This is a genomic window from Devosia sp. (assembly GCF_028290645.1).
In the GTDB taxonomy this organism is placed as follows: domain Bacteria; phylum Pseudomonadota; class Alphaproteobacteria; order Rhizobiales; family Devosiaceae; genus Devosia_A.
In genome coordinates, this window is record NZ_JAQGJL010000354.1 from 1 (window position 1) to 19468 (window position 19468).

General features: G+C 65.9%; 16 protein-coding genes and 1 pseudogene. 1 reads left to right on the forward strand and 16 read right to left on the reverse strand.

Annotated features, from left to right (window positions below):
* The 14 genes and pseudogenes from JWQ89_RS18810 to JWQ89_RS18875 all read right to left on the reverse strand — a co-directional run.
* Window positions 1-813 (reverse strand): annotated as a pseudogene (locus JWQ89_RS18810) (branched-chain amino acid ABC transporter permease); the annotation flags it as partial.
* The gene (locus tag JWQ89_RS18815) at window positions 810-1811 is read right to left on the reverse strand and encodes a branched-chain amino acid ABC transporter permease (RefSeq protein WP_299643508.1); all 1002 of its coding nucleotides are present in this window, start codon (window positions 1809-1811) and stop codon (window positions 810-812) included. The gene JWQ89_RS18815 and the pseudogene JWQ89_RS18810, both read right to left, overlap by 4 nt.
* Window positions 1812-1818: 7 nt before the next feature.
* On the reverse strand, window positions 1819-2523 hold the full coding sequence (locus JWQ89_RS18820) for an ABC transporter ATP-binding protein (protein ID WP_299643511.1): 705 nt from the start codon (window positions 2521-2523) through the stop codon (window positions 1819-1821).
* Window positions 2523-3305, reverse strand: coding sequence for an ABC transporter ATP-binding protein (locus JWQ89_RS18825; protein WP_299643514.1), 783 nt, complete (start codon window positions 3303-3305; stop codon window positions 2523-2525). Before JWQ89_RS18825 ends, JWQ89_RS18820 begins: the two co-directional genes overlap by 1 nt.
* Window positions 3306-3452: 147 nt before the next feature.
* A complete protein-coding gene (locus JWQ89_RS18830) occupies window positions 3453-3815 on the reverse strand; it encodes a methylglyoxal synthase (RefSeq protein ID WP_299643517.1) in 363 nt (120 codons plus the stop codon).
* A 41-nt stretch (window positions 3816-3856) separates the two neighbouring features.
* A complete protein-coding gene (locus tag JWQ89_RS18835; RefSeq protein WP_299643519.1) occupies window positions 3857-4234 on the reverse strand; it encodes a DUF1801 domain-containing protein in 378 nt (125 codons plus the stop codon).
* Window positions 4206-4505 (reverse strand): hypothetical protein, encoded by a 300-nt coding sequence (locus JWQ89_RS18840; protein ID WP_299643522.1) that lies wholly within the window; start codon window positions 4503-4505, stop codon window positions 4206-4208. Before JWQ89_RS18840 ends, JWQ89_RS18835 begins: the two co-directional genes overlap by 29 nt.
* A gap of 116 nt (window positions 4506-4621) precedes the next feature.
* Entirely contained in the window at window positions 4622-7468 is a 2847-nt protein-coding gene (locus JWQ89_RS18845) for a methyl-accepting chemotaxis protein (RefSeq protein WP_299643524.1), read from the reverse strand.
* Between the two features lie 44 nt (window positions 7469-7512).
* Window positions 7513-10023: a methyl-accepting chemotaxis protein gene (locus JWQ89_RS18850; RefSeq protein WP_299643526.1), complete on the reverse strand. Its 2511-nt coding sequence runs from the start codon at window positions 10021-10023 to the stop codon at window positions 7513-7515.
* 277 nt (window positions 10024-10300) lie between these two features.
* Window positions 10301-10663, reverse strand: a complete 363-nt coding sequence (locus JWQ89_RS18855) for a response regulator (RefSeq protein WP_299643541.1) — start codon at window positions 10661-10663, stop codon at window positions 10301-10303.
* Window positions 10664-10788: 125 nt separating this feature from the next.
* Entirely contained in the window at window positions 10789-11835 is a 1047-nt protein-coding gene (locus JWQ89_RS18860) for a chemotaxis response regulator protein-glutamate methylesterase (protein ID WP_299643528.1), read from the reverse strand.
* Window positions 11832-12695, reverse strand: a complete 864-nt coding sequence (locus tag JWQ89_RS18865) for a CheR family methyltransferase (RefSeq protein WP_299643530.1) — start codon at window positions 12693-12695, stop codon at window positions 11832-11834. The genes JWQ89_RS18860 and JWQ89_RS18865 overlap by 4 nt, the downstream gene beginning before the upstream one ends.
* 22 nt (window positions 12696-12717) lie before the next feature.
* A complete protein-coding gene (locus JWQ89_RS18870; protein WP_299643533.1) occupies window positions 12718-14232 on the reverse strand; it encodes a methyl-accepting chemotaxis protein in 1515 nt (504 codons plus the stop codon).
* A 168-nt stretch (window positions 14233-14400) separates the two neighbouring features.
* The gene (locus JWQ89_RS18875; RefSeq protein WP_299643534.1) at window positions 14401-14952 is read right to left on the reverse strand and encodes a hypothetical protein; all 552 of its coding nucleotides are present in this window, start codon (window positions 14950-14952) and stop codon (window positions 14401-14403) included.
* Window positions 14953-15164: 212 nt separating this feature from the next.
* Here JWQ89_RS18875 and JWQ89_RS18880 point away from each other — a divergent pair, with 212 nt between their 5' ends.
* Entirely contained in the window at window positions 15165-15518 is a 354-nt protein-coding gene (locus JWQ89_RS18880; protein ID WP_299643536.1) for a hypothetical protein, read from the forward strand.
* Between the two features lie 6 nt (window positions 15519-15524).
* Here the strand turns inward: JWQ89_RS18880 and JWQ89_RS18885 are convergent, their stop codons facing one another.
* A complete protein-coding gene (locus JWQ89_RS18885) occupies window positions 15525-18173 on the reverse strand; it encodes an EAL domain-containing protein (protein WP_299643542.1) in 2649 nt (882 codons plus the stop codon).
* Between the two features lie 153 nt (window positions 18174-18326).
* The coding region (gene kynU / locus JWQ89_RS18890) for a kynureninase (protein ID WP_299643538.1) at window positions 18327-19468 on the reverse strand (1142 nt) is incomplete at its 5' end.

The window sequence follows — 19468 nt, forward strand, 5'->3', positions numbered from 1 at the left end:
AGCGCGCTGCACGAGGAAGAAGGCGACGGCGAGGATGACGACGACCAGCGCCAGGAAACCCAGCCGCGCATAGATGAACGATTCGGCGATCGGCATGCCCTGAGCTTGCAGATCCTGCGGGATCGGCGTCGGCCACGGGATCGGCGACACGGTGAGCGTACCGCGCGTCAGCCAGTCCATGTTCTTGAGCAGCGCCCGGATGATTTCCGAGATGCCGATGGTGGCGATGGCGAGATAATCGGTCCTGAGCCCGAGGCAGATCTTGCCCACGATATAGGCGACGCCCGCCGCGAGGACGCCGCCGAACAGCCAGCCGAGGATCGGATGCAGTCCCAGCCCACCTATCCAGCCGCCATTCGCCTTGTCCTCGATATAGGCCGCGGCGGGATCTATCTGGCTGCGATAGACGCAATAGGCGACGATCCACGCAAGGATGATGAGCACGGTCTTCCATCGCCCCTTGATGCCGATGCGATCGGCATGCCGCGCGCCCCACACCAAGAGGAATCCGGCGAGAAACGCCAGCAGCGCCTTGCCCAGCATCATCGGGCCTTCGGACGCCCAGAACACGTCGTTCATCGGGAACGATATGAAGGTCACGGCCGCGCCGCCCACCATCAGCATGCCCATGATGCCGAAGTTGAACAGCCCGCCATAGCCCCACTGGATGTTCAGCCCGAGCGCGATCAGCGCATAGGCGAAGCTCTGCACCAAGAGCAGCGAGATATTGGCGGTGCCGAGGAACCAGCCGATCACGGCGAAGAGGACGAACAGCCCTGCGAACAGAATGAGGGAGCGACGGGCGATCATCATGTCGAGGCTCCCTTGAAGATGCCCGTGGGACGCCACAGCAGCACCACGACGAGGATCACGAAGGCCACGGTGAGCTTGTACTCGGTCGGAACGATCGCTAGCGTCGCCGGAATCTCGAACGGAATCACCCCGGCCAGGGGCCTCAGCAGCACCGACCAGTTGAAGATCGCCATGGTTTCGGCAAAGCCGATGAGGAAACCGCCGGCGATCGCGCCGTAGGATTGTCCGAGCCCGCCGACGATCGCCGCCGCGAAGATCGGCAGCACGATGTTGAAGGCGAGGTCCGGCTTGAGATTGACGTCGAGCGCCAACATCGTGCCGGCCATCGCGGCGAGCGAACCGGCGATGATCCAGGTGACCCGCACCACCAGCTTGGTGTTGATCCCCGAGACCTGCGCGAGGTCGGCATTGTCGGCCATGGCCCGCATGGCCTTGCCCAGCCGCGAGCGGGTGAGGAAGAAATGCAGGGCCAGCACTGCAACCGCGGTGCATAGCACCATCAGTAGCTGCGGCTGGGTGAAGTTGATCGTGCGGGTGGCCCCTTCGAGCGGCACCGGAATGCGGATCAGCTGCTTCTGCTCGGTCTCGAAGAACGAGTAGGTGCCCGACCCGAAGAACAGCCGGATGATGCCCTGGATGATCAGCGTCACGCCGATCGAGGCGATCAGCATGGTCACCGGGCGCGCCCCGCGCTTGCGCAGCGGCGCGTAAAACCCCTTGTCGAGGCCGAGCGCGATCACCGCCGCGATAACCATGGCGATCGGCAGTACGAGGAACCCCGTGGGAACGACCGGCGTGGTGATGCCGAGCGCCGTTGCCGCGATGGCGAGGAGGAAGGCGATGAAGGCTCCCATGGTCATCATGTCGCCATGGGCGAAATGCGCGAACCTGAGGATGCCGAAGATCAGCGTCACGCCGATGGCGCCGACGGCATAGATCGAGCCCAGCACCACGCCGGCCACGATGACATTGTTGAAAAAGAAGATCAGTTCGTTCATTTGCCCCTCAGCCCCCCAAGAAGCTCTTGGCGACTTCGGGATCGGCGATGAGCTCCTGGCCCGTGCCGGTGAAGCGGTTCTTGCCGATGGCGAGGACGAACCCGCGTGAGGCAAAGGCCAGCGCCTGCCGCGCATTCTGCTCCACCATCAGGACCGCGACACCCGCCTTGTTGACCTTGACGATCTGTTCGAAGATCTCGAGCACATAGCGCGGACTGAGGCCGGCAGACGGCTCATCGAGCAGCAGCAGTTTCGGCTTGCTCATCAGGGCCCGGCCCATAGCGACCATCTGGCGCTGCCCGCCCGATAGCTCGCCCGCCGGCTGCCGGCGCTTTTCGCGCAGCACCGGGAACATGTCGTAGACCCAGTTCATCGTGTCGCGGAAATCGTCGGTGCGGGTGAAGGCGCCCATCTCGAGATTCTCCTCGACGGTCAGCGAGGTGAAGACGTTCTTTTCCTGGGGCACGAAGCTCAGCCCTCGCGGCACCAGCCGGTCGGGCAGCGAGTTCTGGATTTCCTCGCCTTCGAAGCTGATCGAACCTTCGGTGACCCGGAGCAGCCCGAAGATCGCTTTGAGCGTCGTCGACTTGCCGGCCCCGTTCGGCCCGACGATGACACCGATATCCGATTGCTCGATGGCGAGGTTGACGCCGTGCAGGATCGGTGCGCCGCCATAGCCGCCGACCACGTCCTTGATCTCCAGAAGCGCCATCAGACGGTCCCCACCGGAGCGCCGAAATAGGCTTCGATGATCTCCGGATTGGCGCGGATCTCGCTCATCGGCCCCTCGGCGATCTTCTCGCCCTGGGCCATGACGATCACCGGGTCGCAGAGCCGGCCGATCAGATCCATGTCGTGCTCGATGACGAAGAAGGTATAGCCGAGCTCCTGGTTCATGCGCTCGATATTTGCCGCGAGGTCCTGCAGCAGCGTGCGGTTGACGCCGGCCGCCACCTCGTCGAGCAGCACGACCTTGGCGTCGACCATCATGGTGCGGCCCAGTTCCAGCAGCTTCTTCTGTCCGCCCGAGAGGTTTCCGGCGAGCTCGTACCTGACATGCCCGAGCTTCAGGAAATCGATGACGTCCAGAGCCTTCTGCCGCACCGCCCGCTCGTTGGACTTGACCGCACCGGGAGCCAGCCAGGTCCCGACAAGGCTCTCGCCCGCCTGCCCGGGGGGCACCATCATCAGGTTCTCGAGCGCCGTCATGTTGGAGAATTCGTGCGCGATCTGGAAGGTGCGCAGCATGCCGCGATGGAACAGCTGGTGCGGCTTCAGCCCCGTCACATCCTGCTCGTCGAAGACGACCCTGCCGCTGTCGGGCGCGATATTGCCGGCGACGAGGTTGAACAGCGTCGATTTACCGGCGCCGTTCGGCCCGATCAGCCCGGTGATCGAGCCGCGCTCGACCCGGAGCGAACAATTGTTCACCGCGCGCAAGCCGCCAAAGCGCTTGCTGACGTTCTCAACGTCGATGACTGCGTCGAAGGACACCCCGCCCCCGTCCTGATGATCTGCTTTTCTACGCGGCCTGAGCCGGTTTTGCGGTCATCTGCGCATATGCACAAACCCCGGTCAACCAAGCACCGCGTTTCGATTGGGGGCGGTGAATATAGGTTCGCGCGGGTTTTGACCAGATGGTCAAAGCGCGGCGAGCACGGCGTCGGCGGTCTTGTGGTTCGGGGCGAAAAGAATGTTGTAGAGCGTCGCCAGCCGGGTCAGCGATTTGATGTCGACATCGTGGGGCATGGCGGTCAGCGGATCCTGGAAGAAGATCAGCGCATCGAGCCGGCCTTCGGCGATCATCGCGCCCAGTTGCGCATCGCCGCCGAGCGGCCCGCTGAGCAGGCGCGTGACTTTCAGCCCCGTGCCCTCGGTGACGCGCCCGCCGCTCGTCCCGGTGCCCCAGAGGTCATGCCGCGCCAGCTTCTCGCCGTTCAGCTTCGCCCAGGCGACCAACTCGTCCTTCTTGTCGTCATGCGCCACAAGCCCGATCCGCGCCATGCGAGGTGCCTCCTGGAGGGGAAGACCCGTTTCTGCACGGCTCAGGCTTTGAGTGCAATGGCCTCGGCGAGGAGGATGGCGATCTCGTCTTCGGGGATTTTTGCGCCGGGCTCGAAGCGTATGTAGCGCACCTGCTTGCCGTCGCCTTCCAGCAGCGGCGAGCTGAGTTGCCGGCCGTGCTCGAACACTAGCGAGGCATGATCCTCCATCGGGAAGATGGCGCAGACGAAGCCCGCTTTGGGGTGCCGGTAGTTGACCGAGCCCCAGCCCAGCCGGGCCTTGCCCTCGAGGTCGGGGCGGACCGAAAGGATGGTCAGCGCCAGCGTGCTGGCGAGATCCGCTACCGGCTGCGGGAACGAGCGGACGATTTGCAGGAGGTCGGCGACCATTTCAGTCGACCGAGAGTCGGATATTGCCATGGCTCATCTCGAGGCCCATGGGATCGATCATGGTCATGGCCTCGCTCTGGGCCATCTCTTCCATGATTTTGGCGCTCGCCGCCAGTGCCGATTCATGCGTCTGCCAGAACACGATGTCGATGAAGCTGCCGTCGTCGCGCTCGGCGAGATGGCGGGCGACGAAGCCGGGCTGGCGCTTCAGCCAGTCGCTGATCGCCGCATTGGCGTCGACGAACTGCTGCCCGCTGCCATGCGCGAGGCGAAAGGTGACGAGTCCGAGTGTCGGGGTCATAGCGAAAACCCTTCCCTATTGAGGTGAGGGGAGGATCTCGCACAGTTCACCGGACAAGGCGTGTCAGGGTTTGTCCCGGGGAGTTCAGAATTCCGCCCAATCGTGGTCGTGCCCGATCAGGCAGCCGCTTGCCGCCACGATGGGCCGGTATCGACGGTGAAGATCTCAGCAATGCCGTCGACTTCCCCAGCCTGCGACTCGGTTTGTTCGATCGCGGCGTTGATCTCCTCGACCAGCGCGGCGTTGTGCTGCGTCATCTCGTCGAGCTGGCGCACCGCAGCGTTGACCTCGTCGATCGAGCCGGCCTGCTGCCGGCTGTCGTCGGCGATCGCCGCCATCAGCGCGTTGGAGCGCCGCGCCGAGGCGAGCATGGCATCGAGCTTTTCCGCCGCCTCGGCGACGAGCCTCGTGCCGCCTTTGACCTCGGTGCCGGACTGCTCGATCAGCACCTTGACCTCGCTCGACGCCTGCGCCGCCGACTGCGCCAGCCGCCGCACTTCCACCGCGACGACCGCGAACCCCTTGCCCGCCTCGCCGGCCCGCGCCGCCTCGACCGAGGCGTTGAGTGCGAGGAGGTTGGTCTGGAACGCGATGTCGTCGATCAGCCCGATGATGTTGGATATCTTTCCCGACGAGGCGGTGATCCGCTCCATCGCCAGATTGGCCTGCTGCATCACCATGCCGCCCGCTTCGGCGGTGCGGCTCACCTCCTCGGCGACGTGGCGCGCATCCTCGGCCTTCTCCGCATTGGCGCGGACCGTCTCGGCGAGTTGCATCATCGCGGCGCTGGTTTCCTCGATTGTCGCGGCCTGCCGCGTGGTGCGCTCCGAGAGATCGTTGGCGCCCGAGAGGATCTCGCCCGTCGCCGTCTTCAGCGACCGTGAAGTCTGCTTCAGTGCCGTGACGACCTGGCTGAGCTTCTCGGCCACCTCGTTGGCGTCATCACGCAGTTGCCCGAGCGCGCCGTCGTAGCTGCCCTCGATCCGGTGGGTGAGGTCGGTGTCGGCCAGGGCTGCGAGGGCGGCGCCGGTGTCCGCGATGATCCGCTCGACCGTCCCGACCAGCGTGTTGACGCTGGCCGCCAGTTGGTTGAGTTCACCGTCCGCGAATTGCGTCTCGATGCGGCAGGAGAAATCGCCGGCCGTCGCCGCTTCCACCACCTCGCCGAAGCTTTGCTGCAGCGACTGCATCATCTCAGCCCGGTCGGCCCGGCGCTGCGCCAGCGCCAGCCGCTCGTCCTCGGTCATCTCCTGCACCTTCAAGGCGTTGGCGCGGAATACCTCGACATTACGCGCCATCTCGCCGATTTCGTTCCTCAGTCCGGTGAACGGAATGGCGCTCTCGAGATTGCCCTCGGCGACGAGCCGCATGCTTGTCGACAGGCGGGGCACCGGCCGCATCAGCCGAGATACCGCCAAGACCGACAGGGTGCCGATCACCAGCACCGCCACCGCGCCCACGAGGCCGAGCAGCTTCAGCCCGTCGGTTGCCGCGGCGTCGATCTCGGCTTTGTGGATGCCGACATAGACCAGCCCGATTACCTCGTTGTCGAGGTTCTGTATCGGCCGGTAGATCGCATAGTAGGGGACGCCCAGCACATTGGCTTCGCCCTGGTAGGCGCCGCCGGCGATCACCGTCTTGTAGGCTGCGCCGTCGCGCGCCAGTGGCGTCTCGAGGAGGCGCTCGCCCTTGTCGTCGAGCAGGGTGGTTGACTTGCCGGTGAAATCCCCGGTCGTCGGATCGAACACGAACAGCGTCGCCGTGTCGCCGGTCACCCGCCCGATCGTGTCGATCAGGTCGTGGTTGCGGAACTTCGGCATCGCCTTGGCTTCGATCTTTTGAAGCTGGCCGTCCTCACTCCAGAAGATCTCGGAGCTCGGCAGGTTCACCTCGAGGATCGCAGCGGCGATGCGGAGGTCCGCCGCGAGCCGCTGGTCGGCCGTCTCGCGCGTATTGGCGCCAAGCATCGTCCACACCGCGAACAGCACCGCCGCGATGGCGACGGTGACTGCGAGGAACACCATTACCGAGATAGCCGTGGTGAGCTTGAGCCCGCCCCTGGCGTGCGCAGAGGTCTTGGCCCGGGAGGCTTCCTTGACCGCCGGTTGAACCAGCCGACCCAGCCCGACGAACGCCGCCAGGCCGAACAGCAGCGCCACGACGAGGCTCACGCCCCCGATCCAGACCATACGCGACCCGGCATCGGCGATCCGCGCCTGCAGCACCGAGCGCATCTGGACTTCGGCCACTCGGCCGAGCGACAGCGCCGCGTCCTGGAAGGCGTCATGCGCGGCATCGAGCCCCGCCCAGTCGTAACCGGTACGGGCCTTGGCATCGGGGAGCACAGCGATACCCGCGGCTACGTTGTCGGCCAGCGCAGTGGCGGCAGCGGCATAGGCCGCTCCCTCCGCCGTCGTTCCGGCATCGGCCGTCGCGGCGCGAAACTCCGCCAGCACCTCCCCGAGCCGCTTGATCTCGTCCGGCGTCACGGTCACGGCGTAGCGTGCCGCGTTCATCAGTGCCGGCGACAGCGGCGCCGCATTGGCAGCTTCCGGTACCGCCGTGAGCTGGGCGGCGCCGTCGACAGCTTCGGCGGCGAGCCCCGATGCTTCATGGATACGCGCCACCAGCATGGCGGCGGCATTGCGAGCTGCACCGGGAAACGCGCCGGCCTCGAGCTCGGCCTTCAGCGCCTCATAGGCCCGCGACATCGCACCGGTGCCGAAGCTGGCGTCGTTTGCCGCTGCTGCCTTGGACAGGGCCGCATTGCCGGTGGCCGGGAGCGCTCCGTCCTTGGCGAGGCTCACCAGCTCCGGCAGGACCAGCCCGGCATAGCGCACCCCTTCGGCTTCGCGCCACGCCGCATCGATCTCGCCGGTCGTTTGCCATCCGAGGTACAGCCCACCGACGAGCGGCAGGGCTGCGATGGCGATGGCGGCGATGATTCGGTGCGGCTTTTGCATGCTGGTCCTTCCTGGACTTCGATGAGGCGGGTTCTCTCGCCCGGCTAGAACTCCGACCAGTCCTTGTCGACCGCGGCGTTGCCGTGGCTGAGATAAGACCTGGCCGCAGTGCGGACCCGCTCCTGCAGCGCCTTGATGCCCTTGCTCGGCGCCGCGGCCCGGACCGGGGCTGCTTCTTCGCCGATGTGGAACACGTCGACGATGCGGTCCAGTTCGGCGGCCTGCGCCTCGGTCTGTTCGATCGCTGCATTGGTTTCCTCGACCAGCGCGGCGTTGTGCTGGGTCATCTCGTCCATGGTCCGGACAGCCGCGTTGACCTCCTCGATGGCCGAGGCCTGCTCCTGGCTGGCCCGCGCGATCGAATCCATCAGCTCGTTCGACGAGCGCGCCGCGACCAGCATCGCCTCGAGCTTGGCTGCTGCCTCGGCGACAAGCTTCGAGCCGCCCTTCACTTCGCTGCCCGATTGCTCGATCAGCACCTTGACCTCGGACGAAGCGCCCGCAGCCGACTGCGCTAGCCGCCGCACTTCGACGGCGACGACTGCAAAGCCCTTGCCGGCATCGCCGGCCCGCGCCGCTTCCACCGAGGCATTTAGGGCGAGGAGGTTGGTCTGGAAGGCGATGTCGTCGATCATGCCGATGATGTTGGAAATCTTGCCCGACGAGTGGGTTATCCGCTCCATCGCCTCGGTCGCCTGGTGCATCACCTGGCCGCCATCCTCGGCGGTACGGGTGACGGTGGCGGCCACCTGCGAGGCGTCCTTGGCCCGCTCGGCATTGGCGAGCACGGTGCCCGACAGCTGCTCCATCGCCGCCGAGGTCTCCTCGATCGTCGCCGCCTGCTTGGTGGTGCGTTCTGAGAGGTCGTTGGCGCCGGAGAGGATTTCCGAAGTCGCGGTCTTCAGCGAACGCGAGGTCTGCTTCAGCCCCATGACGATCTCGCCGAGCTTTTCGGCAACGGCATTGGTGTCGGTCTTGAGCCTCAGGAACGCGCCCTGGTAGTCGCCCTGCACGCGCTGCGTCAGATCGGTATGGGCGAGCGCTGCCAGCACTTCGCCGGTCTCGCCGATACCGCGATCGACGGTTTCGACCAGTTCGTTGACGCTGCGCGCCAGCGCATTGAGCTCGGTATCAGGGAACTCGGCTTCGACGCGTTTCGAGAAGTCGCCGGCGATTGCCGCATCAACCACTTCGCCGAATGCCTTCTGCAGCTCCTGCATCATCTGCGTGCGCTCGACCCGGCGCTGCACCGAGGCGGTCCGCTCGCCCTCGGTCATCTCGGTGACTTTGAGGGCGTTCTCCTTGAACACCTGCACGGCCTTGGCCATGTCGCCGATTTCGTCGCTGCGCCCGGCGCCCTTCACCTCGATTTCGAGGTTGCCCTCGGCCAGCGCGCCCATCGTGTCGGTCAGCCGGCTGATCGGCTTGGTGATACTGCGCGAGAAGGCAAAGCCGGCGAGAGCCGCCGCCGCGAGGAGCCCGGCGCCGATCAGCAGCATGGTGTTGCGCAGCTGTGCGATCGGCGCGAACGCCTCATTTTCGCTGATGGTGGTGACCATCGCCCAGTTGGCGCCGTTGAACGATACCGGCGTCGCCGTCGCGATCATGCGCGTTCCGCGATAGTCCGTGCTCGTGCCGCTGCCGGTGGTGCCTGCAAGCGCCGCATCGACGATCGGGTTGTCATAGGTCGTGGTCAGCGTGTCGTCGCCCTCGGAGAACACCGAGTCCGAGCGCAGCAGCTTGTCGGCCCCGACGAAGAAGCTTTCGCCGGTCTGGCCAAGATTGGTGTTGTCCTGCAGCATCCGGTTGATCGGCGCGATCGGCATCTGGATGGCCATCACGCCCATCAGCTTGCCGCGCTGGTCGATCACCGGCGTTGCGATGAAGCTCGCCGGCAATCCGCTGATCGGATAGACAGATGCATCCTCATAGGCCACCTGCCCGCGCTCGGTCAGCGCCAGAGCTTTGCGGAACGCCCGGCCGAGGCCGGTATCGGCGAGCTCGCTTCCCTCGGCAAAATTGAGGGCAAAATCGTCGTTCTTCATCACCGAATAGACGAGGTTGCCCAGGGTGTCGAACATATAGACATCGAGGTAGCCGTGCATTTCCAGCTGCCGGCGGAACGTCGCCTGCACCTTGTCGTGGGTCGTGTCGTAGTTCGTCCGGCCCGACTGCAGGACGTCGAGCAACTGCCGCTGCCCGGCCGGATGGGGGTTGTTGGTGATGAAGCTGTCGCGCAGGGTTACCACCGGATCGAGCGGAGGGGTGCCCTTGGGGAGGTTCTTCCAGGCGAACCCGAAGTCGCGCACCGCCGTCACGGCACTATCGTTGGCCGCGGTGCTGACCAGATCGGCTTCGATGGTCTTGAGGTAGGCCACGAATTCGTCCGCATGGCTCGACGCCACGGTCTGCATCTGCCGTGCGCTCATGTCGCCCACGATCGACGAGCCGATCAGGTAGCTGGCGATCCCGACGCCGGCGCTGACCAGCAGCGCGGACCCCACCATGGCCAATGGCAGTTTCTGCGCGATCTTGAACTTCGGAAGCCAACCCATGCGCTAACTCTCCCCCCTCGAGTGACGGCCTATCGAAGGGGGCGGCAGGAACGCCGAAGGCGGGCCGGAAAACTCCGGCGCCCGCCGTTCACGCCGACCTCGTCCCCCCAAGGCCCGTGCACGACTGCGCGGAGACTAGGCACTGCCGATTAATTTCTTCTTACGGAACGGTGCGTCGCGGACCCAGCATTTGCGGGCGTGTAGTCGATTACATGCGCCGCCAATAACAAAGGCCGCCCGGAGGCGGCCTCGACTGCGAGCACGCCGTTCCCTACTGCTAGGACAAGACGCCGATCACTGCTTCAATGCGCTTCTTCATGGTTGAAGCGTCGAACGGCTTGATGATGTAGTTGTTGACGCCTGAGGAGATCGCCTCCTTCACCTGCTCCTTGTCCGAGCGGCCGGTCGCCATGATGAACGGCATGGCCTGCGTCTTGGGGTGCTTGCGGATGACGCGCAGCAGCGTCAACCCGTCGATGTCGTCCATGTTCCAGTCGGAAATAATCAGGTCGACATTGCTCTTTTCGAGCTTGCCGAGCGCATCGCGCCCCGACTTGGCTTCGACGATGTTGGTGAATCCCAGCTGGGTGAGAATGTATTTGCAGATGCCCCGCATGGACTGCTGGTCATCGACAATCATCACGCTGACTGCACTTGCCTTCGGCATTGTTACGCTACGCCTTCTAGCCGCCCGAGAAACGCACGGGTCGCGTATCCAAAAACCCTAGGCATATTCCGTTACCAAACCTTCAATCCGGGCCCGCGTTATGCTGCGGATTTGAGCCGCGTCAGGGCGGCGGCGAGCCGCGCCGCGATGCTTTCGACCGGCGCCTGCTCGATCACCGCGCCCTCCTCGAACGCCACCCGCGGCATGCCGTAGACCAGCGCCGACCCCTGGCTCTGGCCCACCGTATAGGCGCCCGCGTCGCGCATCAGCTTCAGCCCGCGCGCCCCGTCCCGGCCCATGCCGGTGAGGATCGCGCCAACGGCCAGCGGCCCGACGGTCTTCGCCGCCGATTCGAACAGCACGTCGACGCTCGGCCGGTGCCCTGAGGCGAGCTCGTCCTGCGTCACCCGGCACTTGAGCTGACCGGAACTGCGCTCGACGCGCAGATGATGATCACCGCGCGCCACGTAGGCGTGGCCCGCGAGCAGCGGCAGCCGGTCCTCGGCCTCGACTACGGTCAATTCAGTCAGTTCATTCAGCCGGCCGGCAAAGCGGCTGGTGAACCCCGCCGGCATGTGCTGGGCGATGACGATCGGCGGACAATCGGTTGGCATCTGGCTAAGCACCACGCGGATCGCTTCGACCCCGCCGGTCGACGCGCCGATGGCGATCAGAGCCCCGCTCGGCGCCGCCGCGGTGCGCACCGGCACCTTGGCCACCGGCGCCATCATGGCGCGCCCCTTGACGTCGGAGTGGGCAGCCGCCCGCACCTTCTGGCGCAGGTTCTCGCCGAACGCATCGAGCCCGCCCGACAGCGTTGCGTTGGGCTTGGCGACGAAATCCACCGCACCCAGTTCGAGCGCCAGTAGCGTCTCGCTGGCGCCCTTGGTGGTCAACGTCGAGACCATCACCACCGGCAGCGGATGGAGCCGCATCAGCTTGTCGAGGAACTGCAGCCCGTTCATGTTGGGCATCTCGATATCGAGGGTAACCACGTCCGGGTTAAGGTCCTTGACCTTGCTGCGCGCTTCGATCGGGTCCTCCGCCACCCCTACGACGGTAATGTCGCCGTCCTTGCCCAGCGTGCGGCTCAGCACCTCGCGGATGAGGGCGGAGTCGTCGACGACCAGCACCTTTATGCTCATGCTGCGTCCCTCGCCTTCTGCTGTGCGCGTGCCTGGTAGATGGTCTTGCCGACCAGCCGGAAGTCCGCGCCGCCGGCGCCGAGGTTTTCCGAGTGCCCGAAGTAGAGGAACCCGTCCGGAACGAGGATGCTGCCCAGTCGCCCGAACAACTCGCCTTGCGTCTTCTTGTCGAAATAGATTGCGACGTTGCGGCAGAACACCGCATCGAAGGCCCCGCGCATCGGCCAGGGATTGTGCATCAGGTTGAGCGGCTTGAACGACACCACCTCCCGTGCCGCGGCCGGTATGCGCACCTGCCCTGCCCCCGCCGGCTCGAACAGTGCGGCCCGCTCCCGCGACAGTCCGTTGAGCTCGGCCTCCGGATAGATCCCGGCAGCCGCCTTGGCGACGACATTGGTGTCGATGTCGGTGGCGAGGATGCGGAAATCCCAGTGCTTCAAATTCGGGAATGCCGCCAGGAGGCCGAGCGCGATCGTATAGGGTTCCTGCCCGGTCGAGCAGCCGGCCGACCAGATCCGCAGCTTCGGTCGTCCATTGGCGCCCTGCCGCGGGCGCTTCTCCATCAGCTGGCCGATATAGCCCTCGAGATGGGTGAAATGGTGATCCTCACGCCAGAAGCGCGTCAGGTTGGTGGTCAGCGCGTTGACGAAATCCTGCGCGTCGGCGGGCGATCCGTGCTGCTCGAGATAATCGAGATAGGCATCGAACGAGCCGAGCCGCAGGGCGCGCAGGATCTTGCCCAGCCGCGAGACCACCAGCGTGCGCTTGGCCTCCGACAGCGAGATCCCCGCTTCCTTGTAGACACGCGCCTTGACCCGGCTGAACTCGCGGTCACTGAGGGCAAATTCGCCCTGATCCATATGCGCCCCCTGTCGGCCCGTTCTAGGCCTGACGTCTGCGCGCCGGAAGTTGCAGGGCTTTTGCCGCCTCTGACCCGACCGCAGCAACGCTGCCATCGAGCCGGGCGATGGCGCCGCTGCCTTCATCCAGTGCACCGGCGATCATGTCCGTCTCATTGCTTAGATTCTCTAAATGCCCACCGAGGCCGGCGAGAATCTTTTTAAGCGATGCGGCCTCCGCGACGGAGGCGGTTGCCTCGCGCCGCGAGGTACCGACCAGGGACTTGATCTCGCGCGCCGCCTTCTGCGTCGCCTGCGCGAGGGTCCTTACCTCAGCGGCAACCACCGCGAAACCCGCGCCCTTCTCACCCGCCCGCGCCGCTTCGACGGCGGCGTTGAGCGCCAGCAGGTTGGTGCGGAAACTCACATCCTCGATGCTGCCGATCATGCGGTCGATCTCGGCCGTGGTGTGTTCCACTCCGCCCACTGAAGCGCTAGTGCGCTGCACGGCCAGCGCCGCATCGGTCGCCAGCGCCACCGCCTGCCGCTCGAGCGCCCGGACCGACTGGGTCTTCGCCCGGCCCTTGGCGATCGCCTCCGACGCGACGTTGAGCCCAACCCGGCTCTGGTCGGCAAGCTCGGCAAGGCTGGTGACGCTCGCCCGATAGCGGTCGATGGCGCGCAGGATCGCCTCCATCTTTGCCTCGAGCTGCTCCCTCGCCGCCACTGCCTCGTCGCGCTCGTTGAGGATCGCGCCCAGTTCTTCGCTGAACTTCCGTACCTCCGGAGCGAGACCGCCTGCGCCCATCAGCAGAAGCGCGTCGACTTCCTCACCGCGCAGCAGCTGCCCAATCGCCTTCACGCCGCGATCGAGCTGCTCCAGCGCCCCACCCAGCGCCTTCAGCGCCGGCGAATGCTGCGTGCCCCAGTCGTCGAAGCGGAAGCCGGTGCGGCCGTTGCCGAGCGCCGTGACGAAGGCGTCGAAATCATCGTCGGCGATATGATAGCCCGCCGGGGTGAACTCGATGATCGAGCGTCCGCCCCCCAGTTCGCGTCGCTCGGCGACGTAGCGCCGGTCGCCGACAATGGCGATGCTCTCCTCCGCCATGTCCTCGAGCAGCATGCCGCCGCCCAGCACGTCGGAAATCAGCCCGCCCTCCTCGGCACCCGGTTCGGCCAGCATCAGGCCGTTGCTGGCCCCGAGAATCTCGCCACCGGCGCCGACAAGCGCCGCCGGCTGCCTGAGGCTGGCGAAGGCGGCCTTGAAATTGAGCGCCCGATCGAGCCGCGTGCAGAGGCTCTTGACGATCGCCTCGAGGCTCGTCGCCTCGCCGGCGCGCACGCCCACCGCCTGCCCGATGGCCGTCAGCCGCTCGGCAAAAGCCCGGTCGGCGCGCTGTGCCAACAGCAGGGAGCCCGTCGTCGCCCCGACCGCCGCAAGGCCTGCCAACACCAGGGCCGGGATTCCGGCGCCGAACAACATGACGCCGCCCGCCGCCACGAGGGCCGCTGCGAGCCAGCAAAGATTGGCAATGAGCGCTACGCGGAAGCGCTGCACGAATCACTGAGCCCCGACGGGCCTCCCCAGGCCCTCATTCCGACCCTAAAACCGGAATGGTTAATCAAATCTATACTGGCGCCGGGGGGTGTAAGGACTTGGTAAGGAGGCCCGGGTTGTCCGTCTCCACCAGCGTCGGGGAGACAACAAAATGAACTTGGCAAAGGTCTAGAACAGTTCGATGTCGTCGAGCACCGACTTGGTGATGAGCTTGTGGCGGCGTGCGGCGACTGCCAGTTCTTCCCTCGCGATCGAGGCATTGGCGGCGTTGTCGAGGCGCTTGACGAAGGCGCGGCCCGAATGCGGCTTGAACATCACCCGGCGGGCATAGGTGCCGCCCAGGTCCTCCTTGGCCATCTCGTAGCCTTCGTTGAGGAGAAACTCGCGCACGAACTCGATGTTCTTGGCCCCTATATCGTCGAGCGCGCCGTTGATCTTGCCGCCCCCGAACACCTTTATCTCGAGATTGGCCTTCTTGCCCGAACCGCGCGTCAGCACCTGGTTGATCAGCTGCTCCATGGCGAAGGCGCCATAGCGCGCCGAGGCGCCGTAGCGGTCCGCGGCCGAGGCCGACTGTTCGGCGAGGAGGAAATGGTTCATGCCGCCGACATGGGCGGTGCGGTCCCGCACGCATGCCGAAATGCAGCTGCCGAGCACGGTGGAGAAGGTAAGGTCGGCCTCGCTCGAAACCAGGCAGTCGCCCTGATGTACGGTCGTCACCACGCCTCGATCAAACTCGGGCGGCAGTGAACTCGACAAGACCATAATAATATACGACCCGACAGAAAGCTTACGTTGTCATCGTTACCGTCCAATCGTTAGTGAAGCGCTAACCAAACCCTTCGTGTCGACCCCAACTTGCCCTGCTTCGGCAAGGAGAGCTTTAGAAATCCGCGCTAGGGTCGGACGCGTATTACGGGGGTTAGGTCTACATGTCGCTCCAAAGGCTCGCCCGCGAGCTCGATGAAACCGCGCGCCAGACTGCCGGGATGGTGGAAGGCGTGACGCAAGCCCTCGAACTGCTCGCCGACCGGACAATCTCCCCCGAAGAGGCTCGCCGCGAAGCGGCCCGCATCATCGTCAATGCCCTGCAGGGTCAGGATCGCATCGAGCAGCGCTGCCAGAACATGGCGCTCGCCGTGCGCCAGTTCGCCCTCCTGCCGCCCAACACGCCGGACTCCGTCTACGAAGAAATCTGGTCGAACCTGGTGCTCGACGAACTGCGCGTGCCGACCCTGTCGGGCAGCGCCGGCCACGGCGTCCACGGCGAAGCCGAGCTGTTCTGAGCCGTTCTAGCTGGCCGGCGAGCGACGCGTGCGCGTGATCGTCGGCCGCGCGCTCTGCCCGGCAAGGAACAGTTTCAACGCCTCGGGAGCCAGCGGCCTCGAGAGCGCGTAACCCTGCAGCACGGCGCAGCCGAGATCACGCAGGATCGCCGCGTGCTCGAGCGTCTCGACCCCTTCGCCCACCACCTCGATCCCGAGCGCGCGCCCGATATCGACGATGGAGGCGACAAGGTTGCGCTGTGCCTCCGAGCTGACGATCGGCATGACCAGCTGGCGGTCGATCTTCAGCCGCTTGGGCTTGAGCTTCATCAGGCTGACAATCGAGGCATAGCCGGTGCCGAAATCGTCGATCTCGATGTCGATCCCGAGTTCCTTGATCTGGTCGGTGTTCCAGCGCACCACATCGTCCGTTTCGTCGAGGAAGATTGACTCGACCAGTTCGAACGCCACCGTGCCCGGCCGGATATTGAGGTGCCGGAGCGTGTTGATCAGCTGCTCGTCCTGCAGCCGCCGGGCCGAAACATTGACCGCGACCTTCTTCACCCCGAGCCCGAGCCGCTCCCACTCCTCGAAGCTGGCGAGCGCATGCTCGAGCACGATCCGATCGAGGGTCGACACCACGTTGAGTTCTTCGGCGACGTCGAGGAAGGCTGCCGGGGCGAGAATGCCGAGCGTCGGATGCTGCCAGCGCACCAGCGCCTCCACCCCCACGACTTCGAGGGTGTGCGCATCGAACTGCGGCTGGTAATGCGGCACGAACTGGTGGTTCTCGATGCCGTGGAGGATCTCGTCAGCGACCCGCTTGGTGCGCACCACCTCGGCCTGCAGCGCCTCGGTGAAGAACTCGTGCCGGTTGCGGCCGCGGCTTTTGGCCCGGTAAAGCGCGATATCGGCATTGACCAGCAGCCGCGCCGGATCGACATGCGGCCCCCGATCGCTGGCAATGCCCACCGAAACCCCGCAGCGGCATTCGTGGCCCTGGTAGTCGATCGGCTGCCGCATCTTGACGATGATCCGCTCGGCGAGGTTGGCGAGGCCCGGCTCGCCATTGTCGGCCGCCGATACCACGACGAACTCGTCGCCGCCGATCCGCGCCACGAAGTCCTCGGCCCTGAGGTTGGCGACCAGCACTTCCGAGACGTGGATCAGCATCGCGTCGCCCGCCGCGTGCCCCAGCGTGTCGTTGATCTGCTTGAAGCGGTCGAGATCGATGTGGAGCAGCGCCAGCGCGCCGCCGTGCTCGGCCATTTCGTCCGTCCGTTCCGTCAGCACCTTGTCGAGATAGCGCCGGTTGGGCAGCCCGGTGAGCGAGTCGTGCATGGCGTTGTGCTCGATCGAGGCCTTTGCCGCCTCAAGTTCCGCATTGCGTGCCTCGCTAAGGCGGTTGGCCCGCATCAGGCTCTCGTTCAGCGCCACGTCGGCCGAAACGTCCCAGTTCACCCCCACGATGCGGTTGGTCGAACCGGCATCCTTGTAGACCGCGCCGATCGCCCTGACGTTGCGCACCTGGCCCTGCGGGGTCACGATCCGATAGTCCGAGTGGTAGTGGCCGGTGATTTCGGTGGCGACGCGAAACTCCTCCTCGGCGCGGCCGAGATCGTTGGGATGGATCGCGTCGCGCCAGTGCGCATAGCCGCGCGCGCCGCCATCCTGCGGCAGCCCGAACAGGGCATTGACCCGGTCGTCCCAGATCAGCCGCCCGGTCTCGAGATCGTACTCGAACACCCCTACCGCCGACGTATCGAGCGCCAGCCCGAGCCGGCGCGACAGGCGCTGCAGCTCGATTTCGCGGCTTTTCAGCGCGAGGAGGTTCCGCCGCCGCTCGTCGAACAGCCGGCCCGCGAAGAATATCGGGATCGCGGCGAGGCCCGCCAGTGAGAGGAACCCGGTCCATACCACCCAGGCATTTGGGGGAGTGCCGGCCCAGCCGCCCTTGGGGATAGCCGCGATAACCCATTGTCCCGCCGGCAAGGCGATGTCGGCGGTCACCGGCTCTTGCGCGAATACCGCGGGGCGCCCGTAGAACTGCGCTCCCTGGCTGCCCAGCCCGTCGCGGCCGGCGATGGCGATCTCGATGCCGAGGCCGGGGTCGTCGAGCCCACTCTCCCTATAGAGCCTCGCCGTATCGACCACTGCCGAGACAATGCCCCAGAAACGCCGCGATCCCGCCTCGTCGATGAACACCGGAAAACGTCCGATGAACCCCTGCCCGCCCTGCACCAGGTCGACCGGGCCGGCAAGCACCAGCTGGCCGGTGTCGCGGGCCCGCAGCGCGGCGTCGTGCTGCGGCTTGTTGGCGCGATAGTCGAGCCCGATCGCCTTCTCGTTGCCGGCGAGCGGATAGGTCATGGTGACGACGAAATCGGGCGCCGCGGCGATGTTTCGCAACTCCGAGTTCTCGGCGAAGAGTTTCTGCGCCAGCTGTGCGAAGCGTTGCTGGTCCATTTCGGGCTCGGTGCTCAGCGTCGCCACCAGTCCGCGCACCAGCTGGATATTGCCGTTGATGTGGCCTTCGAGCCGGGCCCTGACAACGCTCACCTCCTTGAGCACGTCGGCGCGCGCCTGCCCGTCGTAGAGCACCTGGTTCTGCCAGCTCGCATACCAGCCGATCGCCAGCACCACGGCGAAGGTCAGCGCAGCGGGCAGCCAGCTCATGCGGAGCGGCACCCGGGCGATGCGGCGAATGACCTTGCGCAAACCCGTCACGGGCGAACCTCGCGTCATCGGGGCGATGGCGGATGGGCAGACTAGCGGGGACGCCTTAACTTAGGCTTTAGCGGAAGCCCCGGATTCGGGCCTGCCGAGGGTTCACACGACCTTGGAGCGCACTTTGTGCTCCGGCCGGTCCCAGACTTGGGTTCGCATCACCTCGCCCAGGATCGCGGCGGCCCGCCCCACATCGTCAAAGTCGAGGTAGAGCGGCGTCAGCCCGAAGCGCAGGATGTCGGGCTCGCGGAAGTCGCCGATCACCCCGCGCGCGATCAGCGCCTGCATCACCGCGTAAGCCTCGGGGTGGCGCAGCGACACCTGCGTGCCGCGGCGCGCCGGATCGGTTGGTGTCGCGAGCTCCAGTTCGGGCGCGAGGCGCCTGACCTCCCGAACGAAGTGCTCGAACAGTGCATCGGCCCTCGCCTTGAGCGCCGCGAGATCGACGCCTTCGAACACATCGAGCGCCGCATCGAGCGCCGCCAGCGACAGGATCGGCGGCGTCCCTACCCGCATCGCACCGATCCCCTCGGCGGGTTCGTAGCGCTCGGCAAAACTGAACGGCGCCGCATGGCCGAGCCACCCTGTCAGCGGCTGCCGCAGGCGCCCGAGGTGCCCGGGCGCCGCATAGACGAAGGCCGGCGCCCCCGGCCCGCCATTGAGATACTTGTAGCCGCAGCCCACGGCGAAATCGGCAGCGGCGGCACCGAGATCGACCGGAAACGCTCCGGCCGAATGGGCCAGATCCCAGATGGTGAGCGCTCCCGCTGCGTGCGCCGCCGCCGTCAGCGCAGCCATGTCGAGCCGCGCCCCGCTCCGGTAGTCCACCTCGGTCAGCATCAGCACCGCGACTTCGCCGGTGAGCGCGCCCCCGATCTCATCGGCCTCGACCAGCCGCAACTCGTGGCCCTCCCCGAGCAGTTCGGCCACTCCTGCCGCGATGTACGAGTCGGTCGGGAAATTCCGCTTCTCCGACAGGATCACCTTGCGCCCTGGCCTGAGTCGCAGTGCCGCCACCAGCACCTTGAAAAGGTTGATCGAGGTGGAGTCGGCCACCATCACCGTACCGGGGGCGGCGCCGATCAGCCTGGCGATGCGTTCGCCGACCCGCGCCGGCAGGTCGATCCAGTCATGCGTGTTCCAGCTGCGGATCAGCCCTTGGCCCCATTGCATCGAAACGACTTCCGCCACCCGCCCCTTGACCGCCCGGGGCAGCGCGCCGAGCGAATTGCCGTCGAGATAGA

Coding starts and splice junctions, on each gene's coding strand:
- JWQ89_RS18820 (WP_299643511.1), bottom strand. CDS start 2,523: ATGGCGCTTCTGGAGATCAAGGACGTGGTCGGCGGCTATGGCGGCGCA.
- JWQ89_RS18845 (WP_299643524.1), bottom strand. CDS start 7,468: ATGCAAAAGCCGCACCGAATCATCGCCGCCATCGCCATCGCAGCCCTG.
- JWQ89_RS18860 (WP_299643528.1), bottom strand. CDS start 11,835: ATGAGCATAAAGGTGCTGGTCGTCGACGACTCCGCCCTCATCCGCGAG.
- JWQ89_RS18865 (WP_299643530.1), bottom strand. CDS start 12,695: ATGGATCAGGGCGAATTTGCCCTCAGTGACCGCGAGTTCAGCCGGGTC.
- JWQ89_RS18855 (WP_299643541.1), bottom strand. CDS start 10,663: ATGATTGTCGATGACCAGCAGTCCATGCGGGGCATCTGCAAATACATT.
- JWQ89_RS18830 (WP_299643517.1), bottom strand. CDS start 3,815: ATGGCGCGGATCGGGCTTGTGGCGCATGACGACAAGAAGGACGAGTTG.
- JWQ89_RS18850 (WP_299643526.1), bottom strand. CDS start 10,023: ATGGGTTGGCTTCCGAAGTTCAAGATCGCGCAGAAACTGCCATTGGCC.
- JWQ89_RS18815 (WP_299643508.1), bottom strand. CDS start 1,811: ATGAACGAACTGATCTTCTTTTTCAACAATGTCATCGTGGCCGGCGTG.
- JWQ89_RS18885 (WP_299643542.1), bottom strand. CDS start 18,173: ATGAGCTGGCTGCCCGCTGCGCTGACCTTCGCCGTGGTGCTGGCGATC.
- JWQ89_RS18835 (WP_299643519.1), bottom strand. CDS start 4,234: ATGGCAATATCCGACTCTCGGTCGACTGAAATGGTCGCCGACCTCCTG.
- JWQ89_RS18880 (WP_299643536.1), top strand. CDS start 15,165: ATGTCGCTCCAAAGGCTCGCCCGCGAGCTCGATGAAACCGCGCGCCAG.
- JWQ89_RS18840 (WP_299643522.1), bottom strand. CDS start 4,505: ATGACCCCGACACTCGGACTCGTCACCTTTCGCCTCGCGCATGGCAGC.